Annotated in this window: 1 protein-coding gene; it reads left to right on the top strand. The window is 38.5% G+C overall.

What is annotated here, in order from left to right:
- On the top strand, positions 1-390 hold a 390-nt coding region (locus IR155_RS15800; protein ID WP_228067453.1), incomplete at both ends, for a gamma-glutamyltransferase.

The following is a 390-nucleotide window of genomic DNA, read 5'->3' as shown; positions in this document are numbered from 1 at the left end:
ATTCTATATATCATTAAAAAGGAGTAAAATGCGTTATTTAGCTATATTTGCGATTTCAATCACGCTAAGTTTTGGTGCAGCTAATCCACCTATACAAGATAGAACGGGCACAGGACTTGTTTTATCAAGTCATGAACTAGCCAATAAAATAGGCAAAGAAGTTCTTGACAAAGGCGGAAATGCCATAGATGCAGCTGTAGCAGTAGGTTATGCTTTGGCTGTAGTGCATCCTGCAGCAGGAAACATAGGTGGTGGTGGCTTTGCAGTCATTCATCTAGCCAATGGAGAAAATACCACGCTTGATTTTAGAGAAATGGCACCTTTAAAAGCAAGCAGAGATATGTATCTTGATAGCAAAGGAGAAATTATAAAAGATGCTTCAACTATAGG

Source organism: Microbacterium paludicola, assembly GCF_015235415.1.
In the GTDB taxonomy this organism is placed as follows: Bacteria; Actinomycetota; Actinomycetes; order Actinomycetales; family Microbacteriaceae; genus Microbacterium; species Microbacterium paludicola.
This window is presented reverse-complemented; position numbering and strand designations above follow the sequence as displayed.